This window comes from Parasphingorhabdus sp. (genome assembly GCF_059726685.1).
This window is the reverse complement of record NZ_AP041068.1, coordinates 2,460,563-2,487,295: the sequence shown is the minus strand read 5'-3', so window position 1 is coordinate 2,487,295 and position 26,733 is coordinate 2,460,563. Positions and strand designations below refer to the sequence as shown.

General features: G+C 53.3%; 22 protein-coding genes. 14 read left to right on the top strand and 8 right to left on the bottom strand.

What is annotated here, in order from left to right:
* Window positions 1–24 precede the first annotated feature (24 nt).
* Window positions 25–1,971, bottom strand: a complete 1,947-nt coding sequence (locus tag AC6I9Z_RS12285) for a peptidylprolyl isomerase (RefSeq protein ID WP_461456098.1) — start codon at window positions 1,969–1,971, stop codon at window positions 25–27.
* A gap of 191 nt (window positions 1,972–2,162) precedes the next feature.
* On the opposite strand from AC6I9Z_RS12285, the gene tpiA reads away from it, so the two are divergent.
* The 4 genes from tpiA (at window position 2,163) to AC6I9Z_RS12265 (ending at window position 5,997) form a co-directional block, all read left to right on the top strand.
* Entirely contained in the window at window positions 2,163–2,909 is a 747-nt protein-coding gene (gene tpiA / locus AC6I9Z_RS12280) for a triose-phosphate isomerase (protein WP_461456097.1), read from the top strand.
* Between the two features lie 114 nt (window positions 2,910–3,023).
* Entirely contained in the window at window positions 3,024–3,419 is a 396-nt protein-coding gene (gene secG / locus AC6I9Z_RS12275; RefSeq protein WP_461456096.1) for a preprotein translocase subunit SecG, read from the top strand.
* 154 nt (window positions 3,420–3,573) lie between these two features.
* Entirely contained in the window at window positions 3,574–5,205 is a 1,632-nt protein-coding gene (gene pyrG / locus AC6I9Z_RS12270; protein WP_109356857.1) for a CTP synthase, read from the top strand.
* A 105-nt stretch (window positions 5,206–5,310) separates the two neighbouring features.
* Complete coding sequence (locus AC6I9Z_RS12265) at window positions 5,311–5,997, top strand: Crp/Fnr family transcriptional regulator (RefSeq protein WP_109356858.1); 687 nt, start codon at window positions 5,311–5,313, stop codon at window positions 5,995–5,997.
* Between the two features lie 173 nt (window positions 5,998–6,170).
* Here the strand turns inward: AC6I9Z_RS12265 and AC6I9Z_RS12260 are convergent, their stop codons facing one another.
* Window positions 6,171–6,650 (bottom strand): Hsp20 family protein, encoded by a 480-nt coding sequence (locus AC6I9Z_RS12260; protein WP_109356859.1) that lies wholly within the window; start codon window positions 6,648–6,650, stop codon window positions 6,171–6,173.
* A gap of 478 nt (window positions 6,651–7,128) precedes the next feature.
* Between AC6I9Z_RS12260 and AC6I9Z_RS12255 the strand changes: the two genes are divergently transcribed.
* The 5 genes from AC6I9Z_RS12255 (at window position 7,129) to AC6I9Z_RS12235 (ending at window position 14,913) form a co-directional block, all read left to right on the top strand.
* Complete coding sequence (locus AC6I9Z_RS12255) at window positions 7,129–8,379, top strand: lipoprotein-releasing ABC transporter permease subunit (protein WP_461456095.1); 1,251 nt, start codon at window positions 7,129–7,131, stop codon at window positions 8,377–8,379.
* Window positions 8,372–9,055: an ABC transporter ATP-binding protein gene (locus AC6I9Z_RS12250; RefSeq protein ID WP_461456094.1), complete on the top strand. Its 684-nt coding sequence runs from the start codon at window positions 8,372–8,374 to the stop codon at window positions 9,053–9,055. The genes AC6I9Z_RS12255 and AC6I9Z_RS12250 overlap by 8 nt, the downstream gene beginning before the upstream one ends.
* A gap of 101 nt (window positions 9,056–9,156) precedes the next feature.
* Window positions 9,157–9,630, top strand: a complete 474-nt coding sequence (locus AC6I9Z_RS12245) for a glutathione peroxidase (protein ID WP_461456093.1) — start codon at window positions 9,157–9,159, stop codon at window positions 9,628–9,630.
* Window positions 9,631–9,726: 96 nt separating this feature from the next.
* On the top strand, window positions 9,727–13,260 hold the full coding sequence (dnaE, locus tag AC6I9Z_RS12240) for a DNA polymerase III subunit alpha (RefSeq protein ID WP_461456092.1): 3,534 nt from the start codon (window positions 9,727–9,729) through the stop codon (window positions 13,258–13,260).
* A 45-nt stretch (window positions 13,261–13,305) separates the two neighbouring features.
* Entirely contained in the window at window positions 13,306–14,913 is a 1,608-nt protein-coding gene (locus AC6I9Z_RS12235) for a long-chain fatty acid--CoA ligase (protein WP_461456091.1), read from the top strand.
* Window positions 14,914–14,960: 47 nt separating this feature from the next.
* On the opposite strand, the gene AC6I9Z_RS12230 is transcribed toward AC6I9Z_RS12235, so the two are convergent.
* The 4 genes from AC6I9Z_RS12230 to AC6I9Z_RS12215 all read right to left on the bottom strand — a co-directional run bounded on the left by AC6I9Z_RS12230 (window position 14,961) and on the right by AC6I9Z_RS12215 (window position 19,483).
* Window positions 14,961–16,256, bottom strand: coding sequence for a cyclic di-GMP phosphodiesterase (locus AC6I9Z_RS12230; RefSeq protein WP_461456090.1), 1,296 nt, complete (start codon window positions 16,254–16,256; stop codon window positions 14,961–14,963).
* Between the two features lie 113 nt (window positions 16,257–16,369).
* The gene (locus tag AC6I9Z_RS12225) at window positions 16,370–17,488 is read right to left on the bottom strand and encodes a DUF5700 domain-containing putative Zn-dependent protease (protein WP_461456089.1); all 1,119 of its coding nucleotides are present in this window, start codon (window positions 17,486–17,488) and stop codon (window positions 16,370–16,372) included.
* Between the two features lie 70 nt (window positions 17,489–17,558).
* Entirely contained in the window at window positions 17,559–18,689 is a 1,131-nt protein-coding gene (locus tag AC6I9Z_RS12220) for a kynureninase/PvdN C-terminal domain-containing protein (RefSeq protein ID WP_461456088.1), read from the bottom strand.
* Window positions 18,686–19,483 carry a tryptophan 2,3-dioxygenase gene (locus AC6I9Z_RS12215; RefSeq protein ID WP_461456087.1) on the bottom strand — a complete coding sequence of 266 codons (798 nt, stop codon included), beginning with the start codon at window positions 19,481–19,483 and terminating at the stop codon, window positions 18,686–18,688. Before AC6I9Z_RS12215 ends, AC6I9Z_RS12220 begins: the two co-directional genes overlap by 4 nt.
* 252 nt (window positions 19,484–19,735) lie before the next feature.
* On the opposite strand from AC6I9Z_RS12215, the gene AC6I9Z_RS12210 reads away from it, so the two are divergent.
* Entirely contained in the window at window positions 19,736–20,437 is a 702-nt protein-coding gene (locus AC6I9Z_RS12210; RefSeq protein ID WP_461456086.1) for an alpha/beta hydrolase family protein, read from the top strand.
* 4 nt (window positions 20,438–20,441) lie between these two features.
* Here AC6I9Z_RS12210 and AC6I9Z_RS12205 read toward each other — a convergent pair whose 3' ends face one another.
* Together AC6I9Z_RS12205 and moaB are read right to left on the bottom strand one after the other, a co-directional pair.
* Window positions 20,442–21,539 (bottom strand): PA0069 family radical SAM protein, encoded by a 1,098-nt coding sequence (locus AC6I9Z_RS12205; RefSeq protein ID WP_461456085.1) that lies wholly within the window; start codon window positions 21,537–21,539, stop codon window positions 20,442–20,444.
* A gap of 39 nt (window positions 21,540–21,578) precedes the next feature.
* Window positions 21,579–22,106: a molybdenum cofactor biosynthesis protein B gene (gene moaB / locus AC6I9Z_RS12200; protein WP_461456084.1), complete on the bottom strand. Its 528-nt coding sequence runs from the start codon at window positions 22,104–22,106 to the stop codon at window positions 21,579–21,581.
* 113 nt (window positions 22,107–22,219) lie between these two features.
* Between moaB and AC6I9Z_RS12195 the strand changes: the two genes are divergently transcribed.
* From AC6I9Z_RS12195 to AC6I9Z_RS12180, 4 genes are read left to right on the top strand one after another with little or no spacing between them, the layout of a single operon-like run.
* The gene (locus tag AC6I9Z_RS12195; protein ID WP_461456083.1) at window positions 22,220–24,568 is read left to right on the top strand and encodes a sensor histidine kinase; all 2,349 of its coding nucleotides are present in this window, start codon (window positions 22,220–22,222) and stop codon (window positions 24,566–24,568) included.
* 22 nt (window positions 24,569–24,590) lie between these two features.
* Window positions 24,591–25,040 (top strand): tRNA (adenosine(37)-N6)-threonylcarbamoyltransferase complex ATPase subunit type 1 TsaE, encoded by a 450-nt coding sequence (tsaE, locus tag AC6I9Z_RS12190; protein WP_461456082.1) that lies wholly within the window; start codon window positions 24,591–24,593, stop codon window positions 25,038–25,040.
* Entirely contained in the window at window positions 25,037–26,017 is a 981-nt protein-coding gene (locus tag AC6I9Z_RS12185; protein ID WP_461456913.1) for an aminoglycoside phosphotransferase family protein, read from the top strand. Before tsaE ends, AC6I9Z_RS12185 begins: the two co-directional genes overlap by 4 nt.
* Window positions 26,014–26,730, top strand: a complete 717-nt coding sequence (locus AC6I9Z_RS12180; protein WP_461456081.1) for a nucleotidyltransferase family protein — start codon at window positions 26,014–26,016, stop codon at window positions 26,728–26,730. Before AC6I9Z_RS12185 ends, AC6I9Z_RS12180 begins: the two co-directional genes overlap by 4 nt.
* Window positions 26,731–26,733: the final 3 nt, after the last annotated feature.

The following is a 26,733-nucleotide window of genomic DNA, read 5'->3' as shown; positions in this document are numbered from 1 at the left end:
AGTCCGGAAAAGGCTGGGAACGGATCATCTAGTCCGGCCGGTCAGCTGGTTTCTGAGGGCCGTCAGAGCATCCTCATTCTTTTCCACACCGACATCGGCTTTCATCGCGTTGATGAACTGTTCGGTATATTCATTTCCGAATACCTGTTTGAACTGCCCGCTTGTCGCGCTCAATAGATCTGCTCGCTCGGACGCATCGCCGCGGTCAATATTGTTCAGGTTAACAACAAACCAGCCCTGGTTCTGAGGAGCCTTCAAACTCTTGGCGGTACCTTCCGCCATGCTGAACATCAATGTCAGGGGCGGTGGAACGTTACCTTGCTGGCTCTGCCGGGCCAGCTCGGCGCGCGTACTTCTTACGGTCTCGATCGCCGGCAACCTCACTTTTGCATCAGCCATGGCCTTGGAGAGCGAAGCGCCGCCACTGACCTGTTTCACGATATTGTCAGCAACCACTTTGGCTTTCTGCGATCCCTGTTCCAATATGTAGTCACGCGCTACCAGCTCCTTGATGGAATTGAGCGGTGGTGGAGCTGCAACGGCTATCTCACTCACGGCCATGATTGCATATTGTTGACCCGGTATGATTTCCACGACCTGTGGGTCGGAATCATCATCCAATTGGAACGCGACCGGCAATATGCGCTGCATCTCCGGTATCGGCCTGTAATTGGGGTCTTGAGGATTTTGCCCATTGGCAAGCAGCATTGGAGTTGACTCAATCTTCAGCTCTTCCGCTTCGGCAACATCAGTTAATGATGAGCCTGCGGCAAACTCATCTTCCATTTTAACGGTCAGTTCAGCCAGCGCTTCATCAATCTTGTCACGGCTGAGTTCAGCGACAATTTGCGCACGGACTTGTTCCAGGCTTTGAGCCGGCACCGTCCGGATGTCGTTAATCTTGGCAATGTGCCAACCCAAGGCGCTTTGTGCTGGTTCGGTAACATCACCTGAAGGCGCTGAAAAAACCGCATTGGCAACGGCTTGCGACGTTGTTCCCGCCAATTCGGTTTTGCTGACAGATCCCATTTCAGCGGAGGACAGTCCAACAGATTCAGCAGCGGCGCTGATCGACATGCCGCCGCCAACCTTGTCGGCAAGCGCTTTGGCTGCTGCCTCGGTCGGCAAGATTACCTGATCTATGTTGCGGGTTTCGCTGGCCGCATATTTGGCTTTGTCGAGATTATATTGCCCCTCGATTTCCTTGTCGGTCGGTTTTACTGTTTCGTTAAACCGCTCTTTGGAAAACAAGGCATAGCTGATCGACCGGCGTTCGGGGATGGTGTAGCGCGATCCATTCTTGCTGTAAAAAGCTGCAAGGGCAGCATCAGCAGGCTTCACATTTTCTACAAAAGCTGCCGACGGAATGATGGCAACCTGACCTTGACGAGCTTCCAACAGCAAGGAGGCATAAGGCGTCACCAGTTTTTGGGGTACCGACGCGCCAAAACCCGCAACCGGAAGCAGTTGGTCCGCCAGCAAGTTACGGGTAAAGTCATCGCGAAGCTGCTGCTCTTTGATCCCTTGTTGCTGCAGTGCACGGCGGAAATTTTCTTCGCTAAACTGACCATCGGCGCCCTGAAAAGAAGGGATACTCGCAATTTCACCATCGACCAGTCGTTTGCCTGCAGTCATGCCATATTTGTTGCCGAAATCGGCAATGACAAAGCTGTTGACTAACCGGTCCAGGATACTGTCAAAACCGCCACCTTCAACATAGGTTTTTAGGTCCAATCCTGTATTTTCGCGTTGTTCTGCACGAAAGGCATTGTTTACCGACTGGTTGAGCTCCGAGGTTGTCAGTTTGGAATCGCCGACTGTCGCGGCCGTACCTGAGCCGGTGACACCGCCAAAGGCGCCTGTGCCAGTAACATCGGCCGATGCAAAAGCAATCGCGATCAGGGCTACGAAGCACATGGTGAGGAACAGGCCGATTTTCGACGAGAAAATATTGCGGAAAAATGTGATCATGAAAATGCTGCAATTCTGTTAGGGCAAATATATTTGCTGATGCTTTAGGCGGCTTGTGTTTTTCGTTCAAGCAAAAGGGCATGGGGCAAGTCGAAAGGCATCTGGGCAAACGATATTTCGCTTAAACGCGTTTGGCAGGCCGATCAGAATTTGTTAGCGCAGAAGCAGAATTGAAAAGGAGCGGAGAGAATATGGCAAATCGCAAATATATCGTTGGCAATTGGAAGATGAATGGCCTGCGTGAACAATTATCGGACGTTGCAGATATTGCCAGCATTGCCGAAAACCATAAAGATGTTGATGTCGCGATTTGCCCCCCGGTAACCTTGATTGCGTTGGCGACAGAGACTGTTCCTGGATTTGCGATTGGTGCACAGGACTGCCATTTTGCCAGTAATGGTGCACATACCGGTTGCCTGTCAGCAGCAATGATCCGCGAGGCCGGTGCCACCATGACGATATTGGGCCATAGCGAGCGCCGCGCCGACCAACATGAAACCGATGCCGATGTTAAAGCTAAAGCCGAAGCGGTTCATGCTGCCGGACTGGGCGCCATCATCTGTGTCGGTGAAACTGAAGAAGAGCGCGATGCAGGGCAGGCGATTGACGTTGTTTGCGGTCAGTTAGAAGGATCATTTCCCGATGATGCAGACGCCGGATGGCTGACGATTGCCTATGAACCAGTCTGGGCAATTGGCACGGGCCGGGTACCGGAAGCCTCCGATGTCGAAGAAATGCACGCGGCCATTCGTAGCAAGCTGAGTGCGCTGATGGGCGATGGTGCGGATGCGGTTCGCATTCTTTATGGTGGATCCATGAACGGTGGCAATGCATCGGAATTGCTCGCTGTTCCGAACGTAGATGGCGGCCTGGTTGGAGGGGCGAGCCTGACAGGCGAGAAATTCGGACCGATCATTGAGGCCGCTGCCGCAGCCTGACGGATCAAGCAGCCCAGGCAAGTACCGAGACAAGCTGTTTCACGGCTTGAACTCGCACCATCCAATCGCTATGTGCGCTGCACAAAGATAAATCACTACGTTCGGATTTGATTCATGTTTCTATTTCTCACCGTTGTTCAGGCCATTGTCGCAGCTGCTCTTGTTGGCGTTATATTGATGCAGCGCTCAGAAGGCGGCGGCTTGGGCGTTGGTGGCAGTCCGTCAGGCATGATGTCCGCACGCGGCGCAGCTGACTTGTTGACTCGGACGACCACGGTATTGGCGGTTCTGTTTGTGGCTTTGTCCATTTCGCTGGCTTTTCTTGCTGCGTCTGAAGGACAGCCTTCGACGATTGACCAGACTCTGGAGCGTGATACCAGCATACCGGTTGCTCCGGCTGCACCTGCTGATGCGGTACCTCTGGTCGGTGATGACCCGCTGGCGGCTGCAGCAGCACAGGCAGCAGAAGAAGAAGCGCCTGCGGAGAGTTCGGTTCCTCTGGACCAGTAAACCCTGTTCTCCAAAAAAATGTGGATTGCCATCAGATAGTCTTATGATGGCGCGTGTCGGGACGTAAATTTTAGTACCGATTGAAAATAAATATCGTTTTTTCGGATTCGCACGCTTGCCATTTCGGTTCGTTACGCCTTAAGCCTTTCCTCCCATGGCGCGATATATTTTTATTACCGGCGGTGTGGTTTCCTCACTAGGCAAAGGTCTCATGGCAGCGAGCCTCGGCACGCTTCTTCAAGCACGCGGATATTCGGTGCGAATTCGCAAACTGGACCCGTATCTGAACGTTGATCCCGGAACGATGTCGCCCTATCAGCATGGCGAAGTTTATGTGACCGATGACGGTGCCGAGACCGATCTGGACCTGGGGCACTATGAGCGGTTCACCGGCGTACCTTCGCTGCAATCGGACAATGTGACCTCTGGGCGAATCTATCAGTCGATCATTACCAAGGAACGCCGCGGCGATTATCTGGGTGCCACGGTGCAGGTCATTCCGCATGTTACCGATGCTATTCAGGAATTTGCCCAGGATAAGCTCGACGGCATCGACTTCGTGCTGTGCGAGATTGGCGGCACGGTAGGGGATATTGAGAGCCTGCCGTTTATTGAGGCGATTCGGCAGCTGCGCAACAAGGTCGGACGGGCCAATGCGATTTCAGTCCATGTAACGCTGGTCCCCTATATCGCGGCCGCCGGAGAGCTTAAGACCAAGCCAACGCAGCATAGCGTGCGTGAGCTGACGTCTCTGGGCATTCAGCCGGATATATTGCTTTGCCGCTGTGAACATGATTTGCCGGACGGTGAACGCGCCAAAATTGCGCAATTCTGTAACGTCCGAAAAGAAGCTGTGATCCCGGCGCTTGACGCCAGCAGTATTTATAACGTGCCGCTGCAATATCATGAAGAAGGCCTCGACCGGGAAGTCCTGAACGCATTCGGGATCATTAATGCACCGGAGCCGGATCTGACCCGCTGGACCGATGTGATGGAGCGGATCGAGAATCCCGAAGGCGAAGTCATCGTTGGCGTCGTCGGCAAATATGTGGGACTTCAGGATGCCTATAAGTCACTGCAAGAGGCGCTATTCCATGGTGGATTGGCAAACCGGGTCAAAGTGCAGGTGCGCTGGCTTGATGCCGAGCTTTTTGAAGATGAGAGTGATCTGGCTGCCAATCTGGAGCCTTTGCATGCGATTTTGGTGCCCGGCGGGTTTGGCGAACGGGGCAGCGAAGGTAAAATTGGCTCCGTGCGATTTGCACGCGAGCATGATGTGCCATTTTTTGGTATTTGCCTTGGGATGCAAATGGCCTGTGTCGAAGCAGCACGCAATCAGGCCGGCATAGATGAGGCCTCGACAACAGAATTCGGCGAAACGGCTGAACCGATTGTAGGTCTGATTACCGAGTGGATGACGGAAGAAGGCCTGCAAAAACGCGAGTCGGGTGGTGATCTTGGTGGCACCATGCGGCTAGGTGCTTATGAGGCCCGTTTGCAGCAAGGTTCCAAAGTCAGCGAAATCTATGGATCTAATGTGATTAGCGAGCGGCATCGCCACCGCTATGAGGTCAACAAGGGCTATGTTGAGCGGCTGGAAAAGACCGGATTGATATTCTCTGGAATGTCGCCAGATGGCGAGCTTCCCGAGATTGTGGAGCGTCCCGACCATAGTTGGTTTGTCGGCGTGCAATATCATCCGGAGCTCAAGAGCAAGCCCTTTGATCCGCATCCACTTTTTGCGTCCTTTATCGCAGCGGCGGTAAAACAAAGCCGACTTGTCTAATTTATCCAATCCTTTTTACACCAAGTGACTATTGTCACATTCAAGCCATGATAATTGGTTATCAAACAGTTAACAGACGCAAGACACTGGGATGGAGCGAATTTAGTGAAGGCCGAAGACCTTGCAGAAATATTGGCTGAACATAGTCTATTCGCTGATTGTGATGAAGCGGAATTGGCGGATTTGATATTGCGCGGGCATTTCGTGCAATATGAAAAAGGGGATGAATTGATCATGCAGGGTGATCCTGGAAACTCATTACTGATATTATTATCGGGCAATGCGCGGACCAGCATGATCGCCAGCAATGGCCATGAAATTGTCCTGGATTATGCCGAGCCAGGTCAGGTTCTGGGCGAAATCGCTTTGCTTGATGGCGGTGAAAGAACTGCCAGTGTCACTGCTATTCAGCCGACAACGGCTTTGACCATTACGCGGGCGGCTTTTGAAGAAATTTTGAAAAACCATAAAAATATGGCATTACGGTTACTTAAGGTAATGGCAAACCGCATCAGGACCGCCAATACAATGATAGAGGGCGACCGTGCCTACACATCAGGACCGCGGTTGGCGCGTTACCTATTGAGATTGTCAGTCGTCGGCGCAGAAGAGGGGCGTTTAAAACTGGATTTGAGTCAAAGCGAGTTGGGCAATTTTGCCGGGATGTCGCGGGAACATATTAATCGGCAACTTTCAACCTGGTCAGAAGATGACATTGTTTCGGTTGAAAGCGGAAAGGTGCGAATATTGAATCACGCCGTCCTTTCCAACATTGCCAATGCGGATTCTTGAATGAAGTTGGCCATTTGCGACCCGGGCTAATTTCGTCAAGAGTGACACCACGCGGGTGTCAGGGGCAGTCGGATCCTCATCCGGCTGCCCCATTTTTATGAATTTTGCTGATCCAAAATAAAAAAGGCAGCCAAAGATGGTTGGCTGCCTTCGATACTGTTTGGATCGCCGATTTACGCAGCTTTATCCTCTGATTTTTCAGGTTTGTGATCAATCTTGGTAACGTTGTCGCCAGTATTGATGGCGATTTTCTGCGGCTTCATCGCATCCGGAATTTCGCGCACCAGATCTATGACCAGCAAGCCATCGCTCAATACGGCGTTATCGACACGGACGAAATCGGCAAGTTCAAAGCGGCGCTCGAAGTTGCGGTTGGCAATTCCCATATGCAGAAACTGCTTTCCTTCATTTTCGTCGCTGCCTTTATTACCAGCTACGAGCAAAAGATTCTGCTGCGCGGTAATTTCAATTTCGTCATCCTTGAAACCTGCAACGGCCAGCGTGATTCGATAATGATCGTCGCCATTACGTTCGATGTTAAACGGGGGATAATTTTCAGATTGCTGGGCTCGCGCATTATTTTCGAGCAGGTCAAACAGCCGGTCAAAACCAACGGTTGAGCGGCGATAGGGGGTAAAATCAAAACGGTTCATATCTTTATCCTCTTATGAGCAATTAAAATGGTGGGCCCAAGATGGCGCCCGGTTCTGTAGTGCGAAATCCATAAAGGCATCTCGCCTGACCAAGATATTGTCATATTTTCCGATTTCAAGAGGTTGAAGATGCTTGCAAGCAGACCGGAATCAAAAACGCCCGGAGCCATTTCTGACTCCGGGCGAAAATGGTGACGATAATATCGTCCCCCTGTTTTCCTGTCTTATTCAACGCCGTTTGTCCCCCAACATGCGGCGGAACCAGAAAGGATCCCTGAACCATGACCATTAAGCGGTAATTGATTCTGTAACTAACTCTGATCGCGATGGCCGCTATTGTCATGCAAATTTTCACAAATGTGCAATATTGGTTCAGGCTTGTGTCATAATAGCAACAGCATTTTAGCCAGCATCACTCTTGCCTGCACCGCTCCACAACCGTAAAGCCACAATAGTTTTTCAGGAAGATCAAACTCCTATGCTTCTATCCCGTTATGAATGGGTCATCGCAAAACGCTATCTTCTGCCCGGCAAGGGCGAGGGCTTTATTTTTCTCGTGGCGAGCATCAGTCTTGTCGCGGTCATGCTGGGCGTCGCCGCTTTGATCGTTGTCATGAGCGTAATGAACGGTTTTCGTGCGGAATTGTTCGACAAGATTGTGGGCCTAAACGGGCACGCCGTGATTCAAGGCTATGGCGGGCGGCTTCCGGATTGGCGTGATTTGCTTGAAGATGTGCGAGAAACGGACGGCGTGGTATCTGCGTCACCGCTAATAGAAATGCCGTTGGCAGGCATACATAATGGCCGGGTAGAGGCGGTATTAGTGCGCGGGATGCTGGTCAAAGATATCCTCACCAACGACACACTGGATGGAAAAACGGTTGCGGGTGATCTGCGCGCTCTGGCTCCCGACAGTGGGCGTGTTGCAATCGGTAGCAGGCTGGCCCAAACTCTTGGGGTTCAACTCGGGAACCGCGTTACACTGATGAACCCCCAAGGGAGATCAACACCTTTTGGTACCGTGCCGCGAGAAATATCATATGAGGTAGCAGCAATATTTGAAGTGGGCGTTTACGACTATGACAAAGCTTTCGTAATCATGCCCATGGAGGACGCTCAGACGTTGATGTTGTTGGGCGATCAAGTAGGCATGATTGAAATACAAACCAATGATGCGCAAAATGTACAAAATATAATAGCTCCTTTGTATCCAAAAATAGATGGGCGCGCGCAGATAACAGATTGGCAATCCATGAACGCCTCTCTGTTCGAAACTTTGCAGGTCGAACGCGTTGTCATGTTCGTAATCCTGTCGATCATTATCTTGGTCGCGGTTTTCAATATCCTGTCATCATTGATCATGCTGGTCCGCGCCAAAACGCGTGACATAGCGATATTGCGAACAATGGGGGCATCGCGGGCCTCGTTGACGAGGATATTCGTGACTGTTGGTACATCCATCGGGGCACTGGGCATCGCGGCGGGGATAATATTGGGCTTTATCGCCATATATTTCCGGCAAAGTGTCATTAACTTTGTCCAGACGATAACCGGTCAGAACCTGTGGGATCCATCGATACGGTTTTTGACGGAACTACCGGCGAGAACGGATCCGATGGAAGTGTTTGGCATAGCGATGCTGGCGCTTCTCTTCAGTTTCCTGGCGACACTATATCCCGCTTATAAGGCAGCAAGCACGGATCCTGTACAGGTGCTTCGCTATGAATGATATCGGAGCCAAGGTCGTTGAACTGCGCAACGTGAAACGCAGCTTCAAGCAGGGCGATGTGCAGATTGACGTGCTCAAGGGCGTCGATCTCGATATCAGATCCAACGAAATCGTTGCGCTGCTGGGGCCGTCTGGCTCAGGCAAATCAACTTTGTTGCAGGCTGTTGGTTTGCTTGAAGGCGGATTTGAAGGGTCGATCAAGCTGGATGGCGAAGAAACGGCACAGATGTCGGCCAGCGGCCATACGCGGATCCGCCGGGAGTTGCTTGGCTTTGTCTATCAGTTTCATCATTTGCTGCCTGATTTTTCAGCCGAGGAAAATGTCGTGATGCCGCAACTGATCGCCGGTATTTCTCAGAAAGATGCCGAAGAGCGTGCCGAATCACTGCTCGTCAGCTTGGGACTTGGTGAGCGGTTGGATCACAAGCCCAGCAAGCTGTCAGGCGGTGAGCAACAACGTGTGGCGGTAGCAAGAGCGTTGGCGAATGCACCAAAACTGGTTTTGGCCGACGAGCCCACCGGAAACCTCGATGAAACAACGGCGGATATCGTGCTGGCCGAACTTATGGCTTTGGTTCGCGAAGAGGGAAGTGCTGCGTTGATCGCAACACATAACGAGCGCCTGGCGGCAAAAATGGACCGTGTCGTTCGGCTTCATGACGGGATATTAAGCTAGTTTTTTCAGAGCGTAGCAAGATAGGCTTTGACATTTGACAAGCGACTACCAATCTGACGCCTAGTATCGGGGAACAAAATTGCAAAGAACGGGGTGCATCGATGCAAATTACAGAATTTGAAGTCAAACAAGCTGACGGTTCGATGTCGGACCTTTCCCAATATAAGGGTAAAGTGCTGCTGATCGTAAATACCGCTTCAAAATGCGGGTTTACGCCGCAATATGAAGGCTTGGAAGTGTTGCACAAAGAATATGCAGATAAAGGATTGGAAATATTAGCCTTTCCATGCAATCAATTTGGCAATCAGGAACCTGGTGATGCAGAAGAAATCAAGAATTTCTGTACGCTGAACTATGATGTGAGCTTTCCTTTGATGGGAAAGATTGATGTCAACGGCAAGGATGCCGATCCCTTGTGGAATTATCTGAAGTCTGAGAAATCTGGTCTGCTGGGTTCACGAATTAAATGGAATTTCACCAAATTCCTCGTTGATCGCGACGGGAATGTCGTGGCTCGCCACGGACCAGCGGTGAAGCCGGAGCAGCTTAAAAGCGAGATTGAAGCGCTCCTTTAGGAAAAATCCAAACTAGTTGTGGAAAACCGGTCGATAGGTCGCGTTGATTCGATCTGATCGTGGTCAAAACTCTTCTGCCACGCTAGAGCTTAGTACATGTCCAAGACTCCGTTCGTTCATCTGCGTGCTTTTTCGGCCTATACCATTCTGGACGGCGCGATGGAGCCAAAGGCGATGGGTGCAGTGGCCAAGGACCGTGGATTTCCGGCAATTGCGCTCACGGACCGCATAGGGCTTTTCGCTTCGATGGCTTTTGATGACGGCTGCCGAGCCAATGGCATTCAACCAATAACCGGCTGTTTTTTGAGGGTAGCGCGGCCCGGTAGCAGTGCGGGCGATAAACCGGCATTGGACTGGATCGCGCTATATGCGCAGAATGAAGATGGTTATCAAAACCTCTGCAGACTGGTGTCGGCTTCTCATCTGGAGCGCCCGGCAGAGCTCGATGCCCATATTCCGCTTGAGATGCTGGAACAGCATAATGCCGGCCTTTTGGCATTAACCGGTGGCGGGGAAGGGGGCGTAACCCGGTTGCTTGCTGAAGAACAGCAATCGGAAGCAGAGGCCTATTTGTCGCGGCTTCAGCAATATTTCCCCGACCGTCTGTATATCGAACTATCCCGCCGCGATGATCCAGTTGAAATGGCAGCTGAGTCCGGTTTGATTACACTGGCAATGGACCGGCATATCCCGCTGGTAGCCACCAATCCAAGCTGTTTTGCCGAACCTGGATTTCACGAAGCTCATGATGCGATGAAATGTATCGCCGGGTCCGCTTATGTCGAGAATGATGACCGCGACAAACCGTCTCCGCATCTGTGGATAAAGAGCGATATGGTGATGGAGGATTTATTCTCCGACCTGCCCGAAGCGCTTGAAAACACGGTGGTGGTAGCAAAACGCTGCGCATATTCACCACCACGCCGTGATCCCATTTTGCCAAGTCTGGCAGGTGATCTTGCTGGAGAGGCAGAACAGTTGCGCCGTGATGCGACAGCAGGGCTTGAGGAACGCCTTGCCCATGCTGGTGATATGGAAGAAGCAGAGCGGCAGGAATATTTTGACCGGCTTGATTTTGAAATCAACGTCATCGTCAACATGGGGTTTCCGGGCTATTTTCTGATCGTTGCAGACTTCATCAAATGGGCAAAGGATCAGGATATTCCAGTAGGCCCAGGGCGTGGTTCTGGTGCTGGCTCGGTGGTCGCATGGGCGCTGACAATCACCGACCTTGATCCGATAAAACTGGGGCTGCTGTTCGAACGTTTCCTGAACCCGGAACGTGTGTCGATGCCTGACTTCGACATCGATTTCTGCGAAACCCGCCGCGGTGAAGTGATCCGATATGTGCAGGAGAAATACGGCACGGGGCAGGTCGCCCAAATCATTACGTTCGGTAAGTTGAAGGCCCGGGCGGTTTTGCGCGACGTTGGCCGCGTTCTACAGATGCCTTATGGTCAGGTCGACCGGTTGACCAAATTGGTGCCCAATCATCCAACGGATCCATGGGATCTGAAAAGGGCATTGAACGGTATTTCTGAGCTGGCGCAGGAATATAAGCAGGCCGATGTGAAGCGCCTGTTCGACCTGGCGATGAAACTGGAAGGCCTGCCGCGTCATAGCTCGACCCATGCTGCTGGCGTGGTCATCGGGGATAGGCCATTGGACCAGTTGGTGCCGCTCTATCGCGATCCACGGTCGGATTTGCCAGTAACCCAGTTTGATATGAAATTTGTCGAGCAGGCCGGTCTGGTAAAGTTCGACTTTCTGGGGCTGAAGACGCTTTCCGTCTTGAAGAAGGCAGTGGAGTTGCTCGCCGAACGCAATATCGACGTTGATCTGTCGGCATTGGCCTGGGACGATCCCAAAGTGTTCGAGTTGCTGCAAAGAGGCGATACCGTCGGTGTGTTCCAGCTCGAATCTGAAGGTATGCGGCGGACGCTGGCGGCAGTGAAGCCGACAAATTTCGGAGACATTATCGCTCTCGTTTCGCTTTATCGGCCGGGCCCGATGGACAATATTCCACTCTTCGGAGATCGCAAGAACGGGCGCGCCGAGCTGGCTTATCCGCACCCGCTGCTCGAAGATATCCTGAAAGAGACTTACGGAATCATCGTCTATCAGGAACAGGTGATGCAGGCCGCCCAGGTTATTGCCGGCTATTCGCTTGGTGAAGCCGATATGCTGCGGCGTGCGATGGGTAAGAAGATCCAGTCGGAAATGGATGCACAGCGCAGTATTTTCGTCGAAGGCGCTGCGAAAAATGGCGTCGAAAGCCAACAGGCTAACGAGCTATTTGACCTGATCGACAAATTTGCCGGCTATGGTTTTAACAAAAGCCACGCGGCCGCTTATGCCTTGCTGGCTTATCAGACCGCCTGGCTCAAGGCCCACTATCCGCATGAATTTTACGCCGCCTCCATGTGTTTCGATATGCATCAGAGCGACAAGCTCAGCATTTTTGTTGATGATATGAAGCGGCTCGGCGTGACGATATTGCCGCCATCGATCAACAAAAGCCGGCCATCTTTTGCGGTTGAAGAGCAGGAGGGTGCACTGCTCGCCGTGCGCTACGCCTTGGCGGGGCTTAAAAATGTCGGCGAGAAGGCGATGCAGTCGCTAGTCGCCGAACGTGCCGAGAGTGGATCATTCGAGTCGATGGATGATTTTGCAAATCGCGTCGATCCGTCGGGCATGAACAAAAGGCAGATTGAAAGTCTTGCCGCCGCGGGCGCCTTTGATGAAATGGAACCCAATCGCGCTGCCGTTTATGAAGGGGCGGACATGTTGCTTTCCGTCGCTAACAGTGCGGCAGAGGCACGGACGAGCGGGCAGGGCGGCCTTTTCGGTGAGGGTGGAGCCAGTGACATGCAGGCCATCCGGCTGCCAGCGAACAGCAACTGGAATCTTAGCGAAATCATGATGCGCGAGCGCGATGCTTACGGCTTCTACTTCGCTTCTCATCCGGTAACGCAGTTTCAGGCGGTAACTTCCTCTCACGGGGCCATGACCTACGCAGCCTTGTGTGAAGAGGGACCGATTGCCGAGGGGCAACGTAAACCTGCGGTAATGGCAGCCCTGATCGAGGGCGTGCGCTGGCGGGAGAGCAAGCGCGGCAAACGGTTTGTGCTGGTCGATTTGTCGGACAGCAGCGGGCAGTTTTCCGGCAGCTGTTTTGAGGAAGAGCAATGCGAATTGCTGGCGGAGATGGCGAAGGAAGGCAGTTGTGCGCTGCTCAATGTCGAACTTGATCAGCGGTCTGATGACGAAAGTCCGCGGGTGGCGATTAGGCGGGCGCAGGCCATGGACGGTCTGGAAAAGACCACCCGAACCCGGATGGAGCTGGAGGTTGCCGATCTCGACGCGCTGCAGGAGCTGAAGAATTTTCTCGCACCATTGGCAGGCGGCAAGAGCGAGTTGATCGCGACGGTTCCCAGCTTTGATGGAGAAGTGGCGCAAATCTGCCTTGGCCGGTCTTTTCAGCTGGATGCGCAAGCGGCTGAAACACTGAGCCATATTACTGGACTGGAGAATATCCGCTTGGGCCCTGCCAGCGGTTCGCGGCCAGTTCGTCATCGCAATTCCAATGCACGACTCAATTCAGGGCCCAATTTAAGACTTGTAAGCTGAGCCGTTTCTGTCAAAAAAACAGCCAATAACTATCGGGAGAGACCAATGGCTGGAGCTATGCAGGGCAGCGCGCTCAAAATCACCAATCTGATTGACCATGCAGCGCGTGAACATTCCACACGAGAAATTGTCAGCTATTGGGCCGACGGGTCGCTCACCCGCACCAATTGGGGTGAAATTGGTGAAGAATCGCAGAAATTTTCTCAGGCGCTGCAACGGCTTGGTATGAAAAAGGGCGACCGGATCGCGACTATCGCGATGAATCATGCCCATCATTTGATCAGCTGGTATGGCTCTGCAGGTATTGGCGGCATTCTCCACACCGTGAACCCGCGGCTTTTTGAAGAACAATTGGTCTATATCATCAACCATGCCGAAGACCGGGTCCTCCTTTTCGACAAGATGTTCACTCCGATCATCGAAATGCTGAAACCGCAGCTGAAGACGGTTGAACATTATATCCAGTTTGACGGAGAGAAGGGCGACTATCCCACCTTCCGCGAGCTGGTTGATGCCGAAGACGGAAATTTTGACTGGGTTGATGTCGATGAGAATGATCCCTGCGGCCTTTGTTATACCAGCGGCACCACCGGCAATCCCAAAGGTGTGCTCTATGAACATCGCTCCAATGTCCTGCATGCCCTGACCGAGGTGCAGCCCGATATTATGGACCTTGCGACCCGCTCCGTGATGTTGCCTGTCGTACCGATGTTCCATGCCAATGCCTGGGGACTGCCTTTTGCCTGTGCGGCGGTTGGCGCTAAGATGGTTTTTTCGGCCAGCAATGAGGCGCCAGTTCTGTGGAAACTGATCCGTGACGAGGGCGTGACCCATAGCGCCGGTGTGCCGACAGTCTGGCTCTCTATGTTTGCCGATATGGATGCCAATGGCGGCGACTATGGCGAGCTGCAGGTCATCACCATCGGCGGTTCCGCCTGTCCGCGGTCGATGATCGAGCGGCTCATGAAAAACGGCATGCGCGTGGCCCATGCCTGGGGCATGACGGAAACCTCGCCTATCGGTACGGCCGGCTCGCTTCCCGCCAACTGGGATGATCTGAGCTTTGACGAGCAGGTCGACGTAATCTGTAAACAGGGACGGCCTCCCTTTGGTGTCGAACTCAGGGTTGTGGATGACGAGGGCAATGTCCTGCCGCGCGATGGCGAGTCGAGTGGAACCTTGGAAATCCGAGGCCCCTGGATCATCCAGCGCTATTACCGCGCCGATGAAGAAGCGGTTGAGGATGATCTGTGGTTCGATACCGGCGACGTTGCAGTCCTCCATCCCGACGGGACAATGCAGATCACCGATCGTGCCAAGGACGTGATCAAGTCCGGCGGCGAGTGGATCAGCTCAATCGAACTGGAAAATGCTGCTGTCGGCTGTCCCGGGGTGGCGGAGGCCGCAGCAGTTGGTGTCTATCATCCAAAATGGGATGAGCGGCCACTGTTGCTCGTCGTCAAAAAACCGGATGCCGATGTAACCGGTGAAGAGATAATCACCTATCTGACCGACAAGGTTGCCAAATGGTGGCTGCCAGACGAAGTGAAATTCATCGATGAATTGCCGCATACAGCGACCGGTAAAATCCTGAAACGCGCGCTTCGCGATGAGTATAAGGATTATAAACTGAAAAGTCTGGCGGAAGCTTGAGTTCAAGAGCGCTTTGTTGTGAAAAAGACTTCTCTTCATTAAACCCGTCAATCGGGGACATTTGCAGCCAGCAGTTCTGCCGAGAAGACCGGCCAATCAGTAAAACCCCAATCTTCCGGTTCCTCAATCGCCAATATTTTTCGGGATTTTTCACTGCCGGTGTCGATGTCCTGGGGAGTGATGGAGCGGTCTTTGTCCAGCGCCTGAAACGTGCGCACGACAGGCGCGGCATAGTTTGAGGGGGACTCGCCAATCACTATGGCCAATTCGTCATGGTTTAGACGGACAAGGGTTCCAATCGGTACAACGCCAAGACTGTCTGCAAAATCACGAAGGATGAGCTGATCAAAATGTCCTGACCAGGACTGCATTTTTGCAAGAGCCTGTGATGCCGACAAAGGCGTGTTGTAGGGACGCTGTGACGTGATCGCATCGTAAACGTCGCAGATAGATGACATGCGAGTGATAATGCTCAGATCATCGGCGGGCAGTTTCCCGGGATATCCCGTCCCATCCATCTTTTCGTGATGCCTGAGGCAGACCTCCAACGCGATATCGCATACGCCTTCCGATGCGGACAAAATTTCATGTCCTCTTTGCGGATGATTACGAACGGTTTCCCATTCGTTGTCATCCAGCTTGCCGGGCTTGGATAAAATATTGTCGGGAATGGCCATCTTGCCGACATCGTGAAGCATGCCGGCCATGCCAATATCCTTAATCTGGGTTTCCGGCAGGCGCATTTTGCGAGCCAGGTTAATCATCAGCGCGGATACTGCTACCGAATGGAGATATGTGTACTCGTCCTTGGTTTTCAGCCTCGCTATATTGAGGATGATTGTCGGATCAACGCTCACCGAATTGGATATCTGTTCTACCAACGGGGCCAGTTTTTTGGACTTGACCGCATTTCCAAGACGGGCATCTTCAAAAAGGTTCATGACCGCTGTTCTTGAGCGCTTGATAGCGCCTGATGCCTTGCGTACCTCCGCTGCGCGTTCACGTGGTGAAAGGCGTGTGAAACGCTGTTCCTCCGTTGGCGGTACATATGACCTTAGAGCGGTCCCGGCTGATCGTTTCGAAACTGTCGCGGGCTTTTGAGAGCGTTCAGGCTCCGTTGCTTTTACGGAAGCTGCCTCCTGCTCCAAAGGCTTTTGCGGGCTTTTGCCTTTGGTATCATCGATTGTTACCCAAGTGATACCGTTGGAGACAAGTCTTTCAATCTGTTCGGTTTCTCTCAGCACTAATCGTGGACGCCAGAACGGGTTCTCAAGCCACGACGCATCCATCGAATGAACAAACATGCCCAACTCAAGCTCACTTGTTCTTATTTTGTGAAGCATGAACAGATACTCGGAGCCAGATTAGTTGCGGCTTGAATTGACGGTGGAAAGTGAAAATATTTAAGTCCAACTGCTCAGCCGTTTCAGCCAAAGCAGAAGTTTTCAAAAACCCATTACTCAGAAATACATTTCCGAAAATCCACCTCGCCGGACCTGGCTGTTCGTCGGTCATTCGCAACTGCCATTGTCGCGGTGGAAAATTTTGCTGATTTTTCAAGATTATCACCATCTTGCAGCGCATGCTGGTAGGCGAGGATATAATTCTCGAAAGGCAATTTTAACAGACAGGCTATGGCCGCCACCCCGAAGCTATGTTCAATTTCTGCTGTCATCTGTTGTCCGACGAAATAGGAATGTTCACCGAACGAGCCGTCAAAGGCCAGACCGTATATCTCCGGAAACCGGTTTTCAATTTCTGCCGGTTTATGGTCGATCGCTTCGATCATATAGTCGAATAGTTGGAAATTATATTCCAGATGACGGAAGTTTCTTCGGGCCAGTGAACGGGAAAAATTCGAATATCTGCCATCTCCCTTGATGTCCCGCATGTCGCCGATATGCGATGCGGATCCCTCTATCGCCAAACGCTCGAACATGAAGTCATAGGCCGCAGCTTGTGTTTTAATCTCGCTCAATCCCGGTGACGTGGGATAGGCAAAACTGCTCTGCATGGAATGATAGGTTTCATGGGCGATCAGTCTTATGATCGCATCATATTCGCCTTCCATATCCGCGGCCAAGCAAGGGATATCGACGAAGAAGATGCCATCTTTTTGAAATCCGCCGCAGGAAAAGCTTGCTCCAGCAAGGACGACCTTTCCCTCAAACTTGAAGTCCTCGGGAACATAGGGTTTCAGGAGTTCTGTGACACGTGCGCTTAGTTGCTTGCGATTGCGGGATAGAAAATCGATGGCATCACGCATTTCGTCGCGGCGTTCGACAAGTGTGGAGAACCGGAACGGGTCTGGTGATGGAGTTTCGCAGCGTGAAATGCGCCGCAACCCGGTCATATAATTTTCAAACGAGAAACGCTCAGCAAACTGCCTATGGTGGGCCAATTGTGCCTGTAACTGCTCTGATGCGGCCCATTCCACTTCATCAATTTCCGCATTCGAACAGGCAATTTCAAGCAGGTGTTCAGCCTGGGAAATATCGATATCCAGCTTGATGGTCTGTGCAGCCGCAGGAGAAACAAGCGTGAACAGGCAGATAATTGATAAGACCAAGCGCATAATCACATCCTAACTGTATTGCTAATATAATACAGTTAGGATGATCGGGCGCAAGCTGAAAGTTCACAAGCTATTCCAGCGCCTGAATTTGGGCAAGAAACCGCAGCAGATGGTCAACATCATCCGTATCATGATAGAGGCCGAAACCGATGCGCAGAACATCTCCGCGGACATCGGTCACTACGTTCCGTTCCGCAAGCGCTGCGTGCAGGGCCGCTGCATTCTCGCCCTTGAACGCCAGAAACCGGGCATGGGGTGCTTCGTCAAGCGGGTTCAGCAGGTGCATGTTCGGCAGCGGATCTTGTTTCAAAAACTGCTTTTGCAATGCCCTGACATGGTCAGATATCCTGCTAGTGGATAGTTCCGTTTCCGATAACATCTTCTGCACCGCGTTGAATCGGTAGAGGCCGGACGGATCAAAAGTGCTGCCCAAAAACCTGCGACCATCAGGGGCATAACCAACCTCGCCGGGCGGCAGCGCCAGATCGTCAAAGGCGGCGTACCAGCCAGTCACCGGCGGCCGCGGTGCGTATCCGGGCGGAGCGTGTAGGAAGCAGACACCTTCTCCCGACATCGCATATTTATAGCCGCCGGACAGGTAGAATATCCGGTCCGCAACTGCGGATAGATCCGTATCAAGCGCCATGAACCCGTGATAGCCGTCAATGACCGCCCAGGGGCCTTCCGGGCGCGCTAGTCCGGCCAATTCATCGATTCCGTTCAGTACCGTGCCAGAGTTAAACAGCACCTGACTGGCGAAGATCAGGTCATGGCCGCCGGACTGCGCTTTTTCTGCCAGCTTATTTGCAGGGACCACTTCGACCATGACATCTCCGCTTTCCGACCAGCGATCCATCTGCCGCCGAAAGCTGTGAAATTCCCCATCGGTTGTCAGAACGCGGACCGGACGGACCGGGATGGCGGATAGGATACGGATGAGAAAATCGTGGGTATTGGGAGCAAAGGCAATGGTGCCCGGATCGGGTAGGGCGAGTTCGGCGGCGACATGGCCCTGTGCCTCCGCCCAGACCGGCCCCATGACCTTGTCCCATTTGTGATCGGCCAATCTCATGGCATCATCGCAGGCTGCCATATGGCCTTCATAAGCCGCATCCGGCCAAAGGTGATGGCTGTGCGCGGCGAAATGCAGGCGATCAGGATCGGCTGTCAGGGCCTTGGAAAAGAGTGTTTTCCAGCTCATAAGGTCGTCCGCACCGACCAGAGTTCCGGAAAGGCGCGCTTGGACAGGGTGGATTGCAGATAGGAAACCCCGGCGGTGCCGCCGGTTCCCATTTTGCCGCCGATAACGCGCTCCACCGTCAACACATGCTTGTGCCGCCAGGTCGCCATGGCATCATCCAGATCAACAAGCTTTTCGGCCAGCTGATAAAGCTCCCAATAGCGTTGTGTATCACGGTACACTGCAAGGAAAGCGGCTTCCACTTCTGGTGAGGGAACGTGCGATATACTGAAATCACGTTCGAGAATGGTAGAGGGAATATTAAAGCCGGCGCGGGCCAACGCGGCAATGGCATGGTCCCAAAGGCTGGGGGCTTCCAATGCCTTTTGCATCGCGGCCTTTGCTTCTGGCCGGTCATCCTGATATTTTAGAAAGCCCTTGTCTTTCAGGCCCAGCAGATATTCAACCGTCCGAAACTGGTCGGACTGAAACCCTGAACTTTCTCCAAGCACGTGCCGAAACCGGCTATAATCACTCGGCGTCATGGTTGAGAGCACATCCCAACTCAGCGTCATCACCGCCTGTATCCGGCTGACCCGGGCGAGCGCCTTATAGGCCGGAATCAACGCGTCATTGGTAATTTGATTAATCGCGAGATGCATTTCACGGATAATCTGTTTCAGCCATAACTCCTTGGTCTGGTGGATGATGATGAAGAGCATCTCGTCATCATTATCCGACTTCGGGTGCTGGGCCGACAGCAAGGTGTCTAGCGCAAGATAGCTGGCGTAAGTAACATTTTGTTTTTCGGTCATGAGGAAATGTAACCCTGGCATCAGCCGAAGGAAAGGCAAGTTTCGGTATGGACTGGATTTGGGTCAGTCATTTTTCGATGGTTAGATGTGCGTATGGCTTGATTGGCCAATTAAAACAGAATACTGATGATATATCATAACAATTTATGGGAATTTGAAATATGCGATATTGCTGGTCGCGAATAGCAGTAGTGATCACCCTCGCTTTCATTTTAGTCATGCCGGGCGCGCAGTCTGCATCCGCAGGGGACGGTGTTATCGTCTCTCGCGAAGCCTCTTCCGATCATTCTGTTTGCGCATGGCGGCGTCGCGAAATGGGGCAAGATTACATTTTTCGAGATTCTTGAATTTCATCGGTTGGCAGAGCAAGGATATATTGTTGTTGCATCGACATTTCGCGGGGAAGGGGGCAGCGAAGGAAAGCCCAATTTGGGGGCCGGCGATCGTGCCGATCTCTTGAACCTGATGAAAATGGTGCAGGAGTTGCCGGAAGCCGATGCTGAGAAGGTCGGACTATGGGGCTTCTCCCGTGGCGGCGGGCTTGGTTATCGAGTGCTGGCTGCCACTGATGCCATAGATGCAGCATTTTTTGTCGGTGCGCGCGCGGATCATCTCAACTCCAAGCGCCGTGCGGAGTTTGATGAATTTGTTTATCCAGATGTGGTCGAATCCTATGCCGCAGACAAGGACGCGGCCTTAACATCTTTATCGCCATTATTCTGGCCAGAAAAGCTGTCGACCAAAACGCCTGTCTATTTGCTGCATGGCACAGCCGACCAGCGTGTGGAGGCATGGAATTCCATTGCGATGGCGCGTAAACTTGATGCACTCAATCGCCCCTATGAGTTGTTGCTGATCAATGGCGGATCACATACTCTTATCGAACATCAGTTCAGAGTGCGCCAGGAAATGGATCGCTGGTTCGCAAAGCATTTGAAACCGGAAGGTCTCTAATGGTTTAGAACAATTCCATCTGACTGCCTTTGACAATCGGCCGCCGGAACAAATCCGTCCTCAGAGCGAATTTCGTTTTCCCCAGACCGTTTTTTCGAGCGGCGATAGAGGCGCGGTGGTGCAGCAATTCTGCCCAAGGGCCTTTTCCTTTCATACGGCTGTGGAAATTGGGATCGTTTTTCTTGCCGCTGCGTAGGGACTCGATGATACCCATGACCTTTTGTCTGCGGTCGGGGAAATGCGCTTCGAGCCATTGTTCGAACAAGGGCGCGACCTCATGCGGCAGGCGCACCGGAATGATGGAAATGCTCTGTGCGCCATGTTCTGCGGCAGCGGCCACTATCGCTTCAATTTCATGATCGGTGATGGCGGGAATGACCGGCGCGATGTTGACATGCACGGGAATGCCGAGGTCCCGCAGCCTGCGAACCGCCTCCAGCCGTTTGGCCGGGGAGGGCGCGCGCGGCTCTAGTATGCGCGCTAGGGAACCATCCAATGTCGTGACGGAAATAGCGACGGCCGTAAGCTTCAGACGAGCCAATTCAGCCAGTGTCTCAATATCATCAATCACGCGGTTGGACTTGGTGGTGATGCCGACCGGGTGACGTGTTTCCAGCATGACCTGCAATATCTGGCGCGTAATCTGATAGCGGTTTTCAATCGGTTGATAGGGATCGGTGTTGGTGCCGATGGCAATGGGAGCTGGGCGATAAGTGGGTTTGGCAAGGGTCTCGCGCAGCAAGGTCGCAGCATTAGGCTTGGCAAATAATTTGGTTTCAAAATCCAACCCCGGTGACAGGTCATGATAGGCATGGGTGGGGCGGGCGTAACAATAGACGCAGCCATGTTCGCAGCCGCGATAGGCGTTGATTGAGCGATCAAAAGGGATATCCGGTGATGTGTTAAAGCTCAATATCGACCTGGGTGCCTCAGTCGTCACCTCGGTGCGCAGCTTGGTAGGTCCGTCGCCCAGCGCCTTACGCTCGTCCAACCAGTCGCCATCGGCTTCGCGGCTTGGCAAATTGAATCGTCTGCTGTCGCTGTTGGTCACCGCGCCGCGCCCTTTCAGCGCAGGCAAAGGCGGCCTTTTTTCCTGTTCCATGCATCTTCTATAGCATGAGAACAAAAATAGAACAAATAACTATTGCTCCAGCAATCGCGGGATCAGTTCGACGAAGTTACAGGGCCGGTGGCGGCTGTCGAGCTGCGTATCCAATATGCCGTCCCAACCGTCCTTTACCGCACCATTAGAGCCGGGCAGTGCGAAAATATACGTGCCTCTCGACACCACGGCACAGGCGCGGGACTGGACAGTGGATGTCCCGATCTTGTCATAGCTGAGCCAGCGGAATAATTCGCCAAAGCCGGGAATATCCTTGTCCTTCACCGCATCGAGTGCTTCAGGTGTTATGTCGCGCCCAGTTAACCCGGTGCCACCGGTGGTAATAATCACATCGACCACCTCTTCATCGATCCACTGGTGCAGCTGCGCGACAATTTTTGATTTGTCGTCTCGGATCAGGTTGCGATAAATCAGGTTATGGCCTTTGTCCGCAATGCGCTCTGCAAGGATGTCGCCGGACGTGTCTTCCTTGATGGAACGGGTATCGGACACCGTCAAAAGGGCGATGTTGATCGGCTTGAAGGTCCGGCTTTCGTCTATAGGCATGGGATTCTCCGATGAATTTTCGGCTGCTTTATAACCCACATTGTCCGACTTTTCTAAGCCATAAAGAATAGGGGCTTTTCGCGGCTGCCCGAACCGTCTAATCGCTTGTATTAATGTCGAACGTTCCGGATTTAACCGCTGTCATATTGGGCCTGATTCTCGCCGCATGGCTGGCTGCGTCCGCATGGGCGGTGTGGACCGGTCTGGCGATGAAGAAAAAGGCGGAATCAACCTTGCGGCAATCGGGTCGTTTGGGCCGGCTGCTGGAAACATCGCCGGCCTTGCCATTATTGGTTAGGTCTGACGGAAAACTGGAGGCATCGCAGCGATTGATGCACTGGTTGGGCTTTGATTATCTGCCATCACATATTTCGGAATTATACAGCCAGAATGCCGGGATGAGCCGTGAGGATATGGAAGCACTCACGCAGGATGTTAATCTTGCCCAGAAATCGGGAAGCAGCTTCACCCGCGCTATCAGGGTTATCGGGTCGGACAAATCCCTGCTGATCCGGGGCGGTCTGGCGGATCAGCAGATCGCGCCCAATGGCAGCGCGCTTTTATGGATATTCGATGCCACAGAGAGTCAAAGCCAGATTGATGAACTGCGAGCAGAGAATGAAGAAGCCCATGCCGCTTTTGATGCCTTGTCGGCTTTGATCGAGGCCGCGCCGATGCCGATGTGGCATCGTTCGCCCGATATGAAGCTCACACTGGTGAACAGCGCTTATGTCAGGGCTGTGGACGCCAGTGATGGCGCGCAAGTGGTCGAAGAAGGCATTGAGCTGATTGAGACAATAAACGGTGTGAGCCCGACCGATGCGGCGACTCAGGCGAGGGAGAAGGGCGAGCCGCATGAACGGGTTGTTGCAACCACTATTGGCGGGCAGCGCCGGACAACGCAGGTGGTCGACGTGCCGCTCGGCAAGTCGGGCATTGCCGGTTATGCGATCGATATTCAGGAGCTGATAGATTCGCGCAAGGAACAGCGCCGGTTTAATGAATCACAGCGCGATATGCTCGACAAGATATCGGCCGCCGTGGTGCAGTTTGATGCGGACAAGTCTCTGCAATTTTGTAACCTGCCGTTCCAGCGCATATTCTCCATGCGGCAACAATGGATTGCCGAGCGTCCGGAATTCCCAAGGGTGCTGGACCGGATGCGCGAGATGAACCGGATTCCGGAAGTTCGCGATTTTCCCGAATGGCGGGAGGAGCGGACCCAATGGTTCCAGTCCACCGGTTCGATCGAGGAGAACTGGTTACTGGCGGACGGCACCCATTTGCGTGTGATCGCCAATCCGACACCTGATGGCGGTCTGTTGATGATCATAGAAGACCGGACCGAGCAGGTACAGCTGGCCAGTGCCAGAGACACTTTGCTGCGTGTGCGCACCGCGACTTTCGACAATCTGTTTGAGTCCGTCGCGGTCTTCTCTGCTGACGGAAAGCTGAATATCTGGAACCATCAATTCGCGAGTACCTGGGATCTGGAAGAAGAGGATCTCGGCAAGCATCCGCGTGTCGATTCCCTGATGCAGAAAATGGCCATGCAGCTGAAGCAGCCCGCCCGGATATCGGAGGTGCGCGCGATGGTGCGTACGGCCACGTCCGAGCGCGAACAGCAAAGCGGACAGATATCCTTTGTCGACGGGCGCCGTTTTGAATTTGCTGCTATCCCGCTGCCGGACGGCAATGCGCTGTTTACGATGCTCGACATATCCGACAGTCGCCGCATTGAGTTGGCCCTGCGCGAACGCAATGAAGCGCTGGTCGAAGCGGATTCAATCAAGGCGTCTTTCCTGTCCAACATGAGTTATGAGTTCCGCACGCCGCTGACGTCGATTGGCGGGTTTGCAGAATTGCTGGATAACGAGGTTGCCGGGCCGCTGACGGAGCAGGGCCATGAATATGCCCGGGCGATCCTGCAATCGGTAAAACGTCTGGGTATGCAGATTGATAACGTGTTGGACCTTAGCCAAAGCGAAGCAGGTGCCCTTCCCATTGCCAAGGAGAAGGTGAACCTGAACAAGCTGGTCGAGGATGTCGCGGCGCAGTTCGCCGATGATGCTCAGGCCAAGACCATCGAGATGGAATTGCAGCTGGATGACACTCTGGGGTCAGCCTTGGCCGACAGGAAAAGACTGTCACAGGCAATCGGGCAAATTATCGATAACAGCATCCGCTATACCGGCGACGGCGGACGCCTGCTGATCAATGGCAGCGGCAACGTGAAACAGGCGGTCATCCATATTTCCGATGATGGCCCCGGTATGAGCGCTGGTCAGCAATCGAAGGCATTCGACAGTTTCGCCCGGTCGCGTAACAAGACTGGGGAGAATGTCGGGGGGCTGGGGCTTCCGCTGGCCCGGCAGCTGATGCTGGCGCACGGCGGTGAACTGACATTGACCTCTGAACCGGGTCAGGGAACGCTGGTCACCATTCACCTGCCGCGGCAATAAACAGTGGGGCAATAGACAGGGCATGCCGTTGATACTGGATAATGAAGCCGCGACGTTGGTACTGGGCAAAAAGCTTGCGGAGGCCTTGCGCCCCGGTGACAAGATCGCTTTGACTGGCACGCTGGGGGCAGGGAAGACCACGCTGGCACGCGGCATATTGCGCGGTCTCGGCTTCGGCGATGACGTACCAAGTCCGACCTTTGCCATTGTGCAGCAATATGATCCGCCGGAGGTCAGGCTTCCGGTCGCGCATGTGGACTTTTATCGTATCGAGGAGCCTGATGAAGTTCAGGAACTCGGCCTTGATGATATCCTGATGGACGGTGCCATGATCGCGGAGTGGCCGGACCGTATGCCGGCTTCTTTCTGGAGCGATGCGCTGCAGCTTACCCTTGAAATCGAAAATGATGACACTCGCCAGTTGACTTGGACGGCTGGTCCCGCTTGGAAAGACAGATGGCCAATAACATGACACCGCCTGCAACGGCGCAGGATTTTCTGAACAATCATGGCTGGGGCGGCGCAGAGATTTTGCCCGTGGCGGGCGATGCTTCTTTTCGCCGGTATTTTCGAGTTGTTGCCGGTGACCGCAAGGCGATTTTGATGGACGCACCGCCACCGCACGAAGACCCGCGCCCGTTCATTCATATTGCGCGCCACCTGAAGGCTCAGGATTTCGCTGCACCAGAAATTTTTGGCGAAGATCTCGATCATGGGCTGGTCTTGCTGGAGGATTTTGGCGACCACCGGATGCGGGAGCATCTTGATCACCATCCCGAGGACGAAGAAGTAATCTATCGGCAAACAGTGGACCTGATAAAGGCGCTGCACGAGAAGCCGGCGGCCGACATAGCGCCTTACGACTGGGAGCAATATCTGAGAGAAGTAAACCTGCTCCCGGATTGGTACTGCCCGGCGCAGGCATTGGATGTGGACGCGGCGGGTTTTGTCGATGCCTGGCATGGGGTTTTGCAGCCGGTAATAGCATCCCAAAAATCGCCTGTAACCGTCCTTCGTGACTATCATGCCGAAAACATCATGTTGCTGGATGACAATCGTCTGGGCCTGCTCGACTTTCAGGATGCACTGGCCGGTCACGCTGCTTATGATCTGGTGTCGATGTTGCAGGACGCCCGCCGCGATGTTTCGGACGATTTGGAGAAGGCGATGATCGACTATTACCTGGACGGACAATCATCAGATAAAGCCGAAAAATTTCGTAGCCACTATGCGATTTTGGGAGCGCAGCGGAACACCAAGATCATCGGCATATTTACCCGGCTTTTTGTTCGTGATGGCAAGCCGCGTTATCTCGATTTTCTGCCCCGCATGTGGCGGTTGCTTGAAAAAGATCTGGCGCATCCGGATCTTGCACCGGTCGCGGACTGGTTTGACCGAAATATTCCGGCGGATATCCGCAACAAACCGATTGCGGCATCGCAGGCATGAGCAAGGTTGAAACGGCAATGGTCATGGCGGCTGGCCTTGGCAAACGGATGCGCCCGCTGACCGCAACACGGCCCAAGCCGCTCGTCAAAGTGGCGGGCAAGGCGATGATCGACCATTGCCTCGACAAATTGTGGGAAGCGGGAGTGATGAAGGTTGTCGTCAACGCCCATTATCTGCCCGACGCGCTGGAAGCGCATCTCAAATCCGTCAATTATCCCTTTGACATCCGGATTTCCGACGAACGCGCGCAGCTGATGGAAACCGGTGGAGGACTGGTGCAGGCCGAGCCTCTGATTGATGAGGACCGGTTCTTTGCGATCAACAGCGACAATCTTTGGACCGATGGCCCTACTAACAGCCTGCAGCGGCTGGAAGAGCGCTGGAATGACGCGGAAATGGACGCGCTGCTGCTCCTGGTTCCGCAAACGTCCGCGCACAATTATAAGGGCGCCGGGGATTTCAAGCTTGATGACCATGGCCGGGTGTCCCGCCGTCTGCCGGATCGTCAGGCGCCTTTCATTTACACTGGCATCCAGCTTTTATCAAAACGTCTGCTCCGCGATGCACCCGAGGGGCCGTTTTCGACCAATATTTTGTGGGATCGTGCGATCGAAGAAGGGCGGCTATTTGGACTGGTACATGAAGGCAGCTGGTTTGAAGTCGGATCGCCTGACGCAATCGCGCCAACGGAACAGGCGATGAGCCGTGCATAGTCC

Coding starts and splice junctions, on each gene's coding strand:
- AC6I9Z_RS12260 (WP_109356859.1), bottom strand. CDS start 6,650: ATGAACCGTTTTGATTTTACCCCCTATCGCCGCTCAACCGTTGGTTTT.
- AC6I9Z_RS12195 (WP_461456083.1), top strand. CDS start 22,220: ATGTCGAACGTTCCGGATTTAACCGCTGTCATATTGGGCCTGATTCTC.
- AC6I9Z_RS12285 (WP_461456098.1), bottom strand. CDS start 1,971: ATGATCACATTTTTCCGCAATATTTTCTCGTCGAAAATCGGCCTGTTC.
- secG (WP_461456096.1), top strand. CDS start 3,024: ATGTTTCTATTTCTCACCGTTGTTCAGGCCATTGTCGCAGCTGCTCTT.
- AC6I9Z_RS12215 (WP_461456087.1), bottom strand. CDS start 19,483: ATGACCGAAAAACAAAATGTTACTTACGCCAGCTATCTTGCGCTAGAC.
- tsaE (WP_461456082.1), top strand. CDS start 24,591: ATGCCGTTGATACTGGATAATGAAGCCGCGACGTTGGTACTGGGCAAA.
- AC6I9Z_RS12255 (WP_461456095.1), top strand. CDS start 7,129: ATGCTTCTATCCCGTTATGAATGGGTCATCGCAAAACGCTATCTTCTG.
- AC6I9Z_RS12230 (WP_461456090.1), bottom strand. CDS start 16,256: ATGCTTCACAAAATAAGAACAAGTGAGCTTGAGTTGGGCATGTTTGTT.
- AC6I9Z_RS12245 (WP_461456093.1), top strand. CDS start 9,157: ATGCAAATTACAGAATTTGAAGTCAAACAAGCTGACGGTTCGATGTCG.
- AC6I9Z_RS12205 (WP_461456085.1), bottom strand. CDS start 21,539: ATGGAACAGGAAAAAAGGCCGCCTTTGCCTGCGCTGAAAGGGCGCGGC.
- pyrG (WP_109356857.1), top strand. CDS start 3,574: ATGGCGCGATATATTTTTATTACCGGCGGTGTGGTTTCCTCACTAGGC.
- AC6I9Z_RS12180 (WP_461456081.1), top strand. CDS start 26,014: ATGAGCAAGGTTGAAACGGCAATGGTCATGGCGGCTGGCCTTGGCAAA.
- AC6I9Z_RS12185 (WP_461456913.1), top strand. CDS start 25,037: ATGACACCGCCTGCAACGGCGCAGGATTTTCTGAACAATCATGGCTGG.
- AC6I9Z_RS12225 (WP_461456089.1), bottom strand. CDS start 17,488: ATGCGCTTGGTCTTATCAATTATCTGCCTGTTCACGCTTGTTTCTCCT.
- moaB (WP_461456084.1), bottom strand. CDS start 22,106: ATGCCTATAGACGAAAGCCGGACCTTCAAGCCGATCAACATCGCCCTT.
- dnaE (WP_461456092.1), top strand. CDS start 9,727: ATGTCCAAGACTCCGTTCGTTCATCTGCGTGCTTTTTCGGCCTATACC.
- AC6I9Z_RS12220 (WP_461456088.1), bottom strand. CDS start 18,689: ATGAGCTGGAAAACACTCTTTTCCAAGGCCCTGACAGCCGATCCTGAT.
- tpiA (WP_461456097.1), top strand. CDS start 2,163: ATGGCAAATCGCAAATATATCGTTGGCAATTGGAAGATGAATGGCCTG.
- AC6I9Z_RS12250 (WP_461456094.1), top strand. CDS start 8,372: ATGAATGATATCGGAGCCAAGGTCGTTGAACTGCGCAACGTGAAACGC.
- AC6I9Z_RS12235 (WP_461456091.1), top strand. CDS start 13,306: ATGGCTGGAGCTATGCAGGGCAGCGCGCTCAAAATCACCAATCTGATT.